Genomic DNA, 5989 nt, shown 5'->3' on the forward strand with positions numbered 1-5989 from the left:
ATTCAAATCCGAAATCAAGAGCTGGGTTCTGATTTCCTGATTTTCAGAAACAGGAAAATAACCTCCTAGCTGAAAAACTTTCCTGTCCATAGCAGATTGCTCTCGGTATCCATCTGATTTTTGTTGAACATAAGCAGCATCGAATCCACCCTTTCCAATTTGTTGGGATAATCCTAGTCTGAATCGGGTCATGCCAAAGCTTCCTGCTGAAAAATCGGTGCTTACTCTTCCACCATTGGGATCTGCCTTGCTTGCCAAACTTACAACTCCACCATTTCCTGCTCCATAAATACTCCCTGAGGGTCCTTTAATTACCTCTGCAGTTCTTATGTTGCTAAGGTCTAATAAATTTAAAGCGGTGGTGCCATCCGGAGAAGTAAAAGGAACTTCATTCCAATAGACTTTCACATTTCTAACTCCGAAAGGAGCTCTGAGCGAACTCCCTCGAATCGAAATTCTATAAGAGGCTGGGGCTCGTTCTTCAATCCGAATACCGGGTTTGGTATTGAAAGAATTCACGATAGAGGTTTCATTGAACCGATTGAAATCACGTTCTGAAATGACAGAAATGGAAGCTGATTGTTCCAAAATTGGTCTTTCTGATTCGAATGCAGAGACTGTAACGGTAGCTAGGTTTAATGTGCTTGGGATGAGTAGAATTTCATAATTCCCAGGGCCAAAGTTATTCTCTAAAGTCTCATAGCCTTCCAAAGCAAAAGAAACCAAAATGGTATTGCTTTCAGGAACTGAAATGTTCCCGTCAGTATCTGTCCTGAGGATAGGCTGACCGGCAGCTTTTACTCTCACATTTTCCAAAGGTAAATTTGAGTTGCCATCGACAACTCTGAAATTAATCTGTGCGCTTAAGTGGAAGCTTAAAAGAAATAGAAGTAGGGTGATTACTTTTTTCATATAGGAAAAATAACATGAATCTTGCAGACTAAAGTCAGATTCCTTTTCAAAGGTTTATTTGATGTTTGATAAATAGTTATTAGAGTATTAAATGGAATAAAATGAGCCAAGTAAAAGAGATAGTATCAGAGCAAATACCATGAGTTAATCTTTTTTTTAGAGAAACTATCTAAAACTTTTTGTAAAAATTTCATTAATATTCGAATCCGAATTCGCTTTAAGTATCAAGAAATAGAACTAATGAAAAAATATATTTGGCCAGCCTTATTGCTGGGATTGACATTTTGCCAAGAAAAAGGCGCTCCAATCGCTCCTGTAGAACCAGTTCCTGCTCCTCGTCAGATTGCCTGGCAAGAGCTCGAGTATTACGGTTTCCTGCATTTTAACATGAACACTTTTTCTGATCGGGAATGGGGATTTGGAGATGAAAAACCTGAGCAATTTAATCCAACTGAGCTCGATGCCAGACAATGGGCAAGAGTTGCGAGCGAAGCTGGAATGAAGGGCTTGATCATTACCGCAAAACACCATGACGGGTTTGTACTTTGGCCATCGGCTTATACGGAGCACTCTGTCAAAAACAGTCCTTGGAAAGATGGGAAAGGTGATTTGATCAAAGATTTATCAGAAGCATGTAAAGAATATGGATTGAAATTCGGGATTTATTATTCGCCTTGGGATAGAAATCATCCGGATTATGGCAAGCCGGAATACATCACATATATGAGAAATCAATTGACTGAATTGCTCACTAATTATGGGGAGATTTTCGAAGTTTGGTTTGATGGGGCAAATGGAGGCGATGGCTACTATGGCGGTGCTAATGAAACTAGAAAAGTAGATAAATTGACTTACTACCAATGGCCAGAAGTGTATGAATTGGTAAGAGAATTACAACCAAATGCGGTTATGTTCAGTGATGGCGGACCTGATGTGAGATGGGTTGGAAATGAGCATGGAGAGGCTTTCGAAACCAATTGGGCAAATTTGATGCGGGATTCTGTGTATGCAGGAATGCCCGATTATCCACAGAAATATGCTCCAGGTCAGGAATTTGGAACGCATTGGGTTCCGGCAGAAACTAACGTTTCCATCCGTCCAGGATGGTATTATCATACCTATGAGGATCACCGAGTGAGAAGCTTAGCAAATCTGGTGGATATCTATTATAACAGCATTGGTAGAAATACCTCTTTACTGATCAATTTCCCTATTGATACACGAGGATTGATTCACGAAAATGATGAGGCAGCCATTTTGAAATTGGCAGATAAAATCGAGGAAGATTTCGCAGTGAATCTTGCCGCACAAGCGGTGGTCTCAGCTTCTGAGGAACGGGGTTCGGATTTTATAGCCGAAAACGTTCAAGATGAGGATTATGAAACATTCTGGTCAGTTCCAGATGGGCAAAAATCAGGAAGTCTGGAAATTGATTTTGGGAAGCCCACTATTTTCAATCGTCTTTTGATTCAGGAATACGCCCCGCTGGGTCAACGAATAAAAGCTTTTTCATTGGAAAAAGAAGTGAATGGCAATTGGGAAAAAGTAACTGAAGCCACGACGGTTGGACATAAGCGGATTTTGAGATTCCCTAATGAAGAAGCCCAAAAAATCCGAGTTAATTTCTTGGACACTAAGGATGTTCCGGTGATTTCTGAAATTGGTATTTACCATGCTCCAAAATTATTGTTACCCCCGAGTACGAAGAGATCCACCTCCGGTGAAGTTACTTTGACTGCTCCGGATACAAATTTGGAACTGTATTACACTTTGGATGCAAGTACACCTACCAAAGAAAGTCAGGTGTATTCTGTCCCAATTCCAATATCCAAAGCCACCACCTTAATGGCTAGCTCTTACGATCCTTCTACTGACAAAATGAGTGATCCCCTTCGTTTGGATCTTGATTTGCCAAAAGGCACCTGGAAAGCCATTGAAGATGAAAATTCCAGAGCAATTGACGAAAACACAAACAGCTATTTTACCAGTAAGAATGGAATGCTGACTATCGACCTGGGAGAGTCTATCGAAATTCAAGGATTTAGTTATATGCCGATGCAGGCAAGGTACCCAAGTGGAATCATAACCAATTTCCAATTTGAGGTGAGTGAAAATGGGACAAGCTGGAAAACTGTTGCTTCAGGCGAATTCTCAAATATTGTGAATAGCCCAATTGAGCAATTGGTTCGATTTGAGCCGGTGACTGCCAAGTTTATTCGTTTGAAATCCGCCAAAACAGCGGATGGAAATGGAGCAACTTTCGGAGAAGTTGGTGTCTTAACAAAATAGTCAAACAGGTAAGAATGGATTTTAGTCCGTTTAGGCAAAAAGAGTAGATTTTCAAGACCTTTTTGGTTACATTATTTGCCCGATTTAACCTTACCCAAAATAATAGATTTATGAATAGAAGAATTGCCCTGAGGCATCTGGCTTTGATTTCAGGAGGATTAGCATTTATTCCTTCCTGTGATTTCAGTTCAGATGATATCCTCTCAGCTTATAAAAATCTTAAAATTACCCAGTCCCAAAAGCAACTACTTGGGAATATATCCAATGTCATTATTCCCGCAGGAGAAATAAAAGGTGCCCTAGATATCGAAGTGCCTGATTTTATTTTGGTCATGGTAAATGACTGCATGGATTCTGAGCAACAAACTCTTTTTACTACAGGCATAACTGCATTTCCAGAATTTGCAAAGGGTTTTTCTTCTTTGGGTAATAAAGAGAAAGAAGCGATCATTCTTTCAGGTCAGAAACTCGAAGGAGATGAAACTGAAGCAGGTGCTAATAACAAAGCAATTTCATTTTTCCTGAATACCACTAAAAGATTTACAATTCAGGGCTATATGGCTTCTGAATACATCCAATCCGAAGTAATTCCTTACTCACTCATCCCGGGAGCATACAATGGTTCCGTTTTGATTTCGGATATCCAAAAACCCAGAATCAATGGCTAATTTAAATATCAGAAACAAACAAGAACGGACGTACGAAGCCATTGTCATCGGATCTGGAATCAGTGGTAGCTGGGCAGCAAAAGAATTATGCGACCTTGGCGTAAAGACCCTAATGCTGGAGCGTGGTAGAAATGTGGAGCATATCAAAGATTACCCTACTACCAATATGCTTCCCTATGAGTTTGAGCATCGAGGACAAATTACACAAGCTGAAAAAGATGCGAATCCGGTGGTCAGTAAGTGTTATGCCTTTCGTGAAGATGCCAAACATTTCTTTGTCAAAGATGCTGAGCATCCTTATGTACAGGAAAAGCCATTTGACTGGATCCGTGGCTATCAGGTAGGAGGAAAGTCTTTGCTTTGGGCGAGACAAGTGCAGCGTTGGTCAGACTTTGATTTTGAAGGACCGGCTCGTGATGGCTTCGCAGTGGATTGGCCGATTCGATACAAAGACATTGCGTCTTGGTACAGTCATGTAGAAAAATTCGCAGGAGTTTCAGGAAATAAAGATGGACTTCCAAATTTGCCGGATGGAGAGTTTTTGCCAGGATATGATCTGAATATTGTTGAAAAACATTTCCAGGAGCAATTGAAAAAGAACTATGGCAATGATCGCCACATGATTTCTGCCCGATGTGCCCATATTCATGGAAATGCTGATTTTTATGCGCAGCAAGGCCGTGCCATGTGCCAAAATAGGAATCTTTGCCAGCGAGGATGCCCTTTTGGAGGGTATTTTAGTTCAAATTCTTCTACGATACCTTGGGCTTTAAAAACAGGGAATTTGACGCTTAGGCCAGATTCGGTAGTTCATTCCATTATTTATGATGAGGAACTTGGCAAAGCCACTGGCGTTAGAATCATTGATGCGCATAGTAAAGAAATGGAGGAGTTTTATGCACCTGTGATTTTCTTGAATGCTGCAGCTTTGAATTCCAATTTGATTCTTTTGAATTCTACTTCTTCTCGCTTCCCAAATGGATTAGGGAATGATAGTGGCTTACTTGGGAAATATGTGGCATTCCACAACTACAGGGCTGGTGTTTCTGCCCAACATGAAGGTCACTCGGAGTACACTACTTCTGGTGGGAGACCTACAAGTGGTTATTTCCCTAGATTCCGAAACCTATATAAGCAAGAGACAGATTTCCTTCGTGGCTATGCGGCAGGATTCTCTGCAAGCCGAGGAGTTAGGCCAAATACTGAAGGTGTCGGGATGGAGCTGAAAGAAAACTTACTTAATCCTGATCAATACGGTCCATGGTATGTAGGCTCACATATGATGGGAGAGACCATTCCAAAGGAAAGCAATTATGTGACTTTGGATCCGAACTTAAAAGATCCTTATGGCATGCCTCAGCTGAAGATTAGCGTCGATTATGATGATAATGACGAGAAAATGGTGAAGGATTATTTGGAACAGATGACAGAGATGTTTGAGAAAGCAGGCTTTACCAATATAAGAACCAGAGATGATCATAGAGCTCCTGGTTTAGATATCCATGAGATGGGAGGAGTAAGAATGGGTAAAGACCCAAAAACTTCCCTGTTAAATGCCAATCATCAGCTGCATGCCGTGCCGAATGTATATGTCACTGATGGAGCAAGTATGACTTCCACTTCCACACAAAACCCTTCCTTAACCTATATGGCTTTTGCGGCGAGAGCAGCACATCATGCGGTTTCTGAAAGCAAGAAGTAAAGTCAGAAGGATTAAGTGAGAAGTCTGAAAGTAAAGTCAGAAAGCTGAAAATGGAATAAAAGTCATTTCGACTGAAGCTTGCGGAAGGAGAAATCTCTAAATGTTAATAAATTATAAAAATCCCTCCTGGAAGCGATTCTGGGAGGGTTTTTAATTTTTAAGCCCGAAGCTTCAATTGATTTTAAATCCTAATTTGTAAGTTCATGGCTGGGTATTAAAGGGTCAAAACGTTAGAAAAGTATAAGAGAATACTATGTAAAACAAACATCCTATTTCAATTATGTGGAATTTGACATCACTCATTTTTCTTTCAATATTGTTTGCTCTAAGTGATCCAAAAGATTCTGTCTATATTTTATTAGATAATTGTCAAAATTGGGGTCAATCAGATATATGGGCAAATAAAGATCACTTTACT

At 40.3% G+C, this 5989-nt stretch carries 4 protein-coding genes; 3 read left to right on the forward strand and 1 reads right to left on the reverse strand.

What is annotated here, in order from left to right:
- Positions 1 to 912: TonB-dependent receptor plug domain-containing protein (locus Q0L68_RS11900; RefSeq protein WP_296703335.1), on the reverse strand; the 912-nt coding region annotated here is incomplete at its 3' end.
- A 240-nt stretch (positions 913 to 1152) separates the two neighbouring features.
- Between Q0L68_RS11900 and Q0L68_RS11905 the strand changes: the two genes are divergently transcribed.
- The 3 genes from Q0L68_RS11905 to Q0L68_RS11915 all read left to right on the forward strand — a co-directional run bounded on the left by Q0L68_RS11905 (position 1153) and on the right by Q0L68_RS11915 (position 5571).
- Complete coding sequence (locus Q0L68_RS11905; protein ID WP_296703337.1) at positions 1153 to 3201, forward strand: alpha-L-fucosidase; 2049 nt, start codon at positions 1153 to 1155, stop codon at positions 3199 to 3201.
- A 110-nt stretch (positions 3202 to 3311) separates the two neighbouring features.
- A complete protein-coding gene (locus Q0L68_RS11910; RefSeq protein ID WP_296703339.1) occupies positions 3312 to 3869 on the forward strand; it encodes a gluconate 2-dehydrogenase subunit 3 family protein in 558 nt (185 codons plus the stop codon).
- Entirely contained in the window at positions 3862 to 5571 is a 1710-nt protein-coding gene (locus Q0L68_RS11915) for a GMC family oxidoreductase (protein ID WP_296703342.1), read from the forward strand. Before Q0L68_RS11910 ends, Q0L68_RS11915 begins: the two co-directional genes overlap by 8 nt.
- Positions 5572 to 5989: the final 418 nt, after the last annotated feature.

Origin of the sequence: Algoriphagus sp. (assembly GCF_024642405.1) — a bacterium.
GTDB lineage: Bacteria > Bacteroidota > Bacteroidia > Cytophagales > Cyclobacteriaceae > Algoriphagus.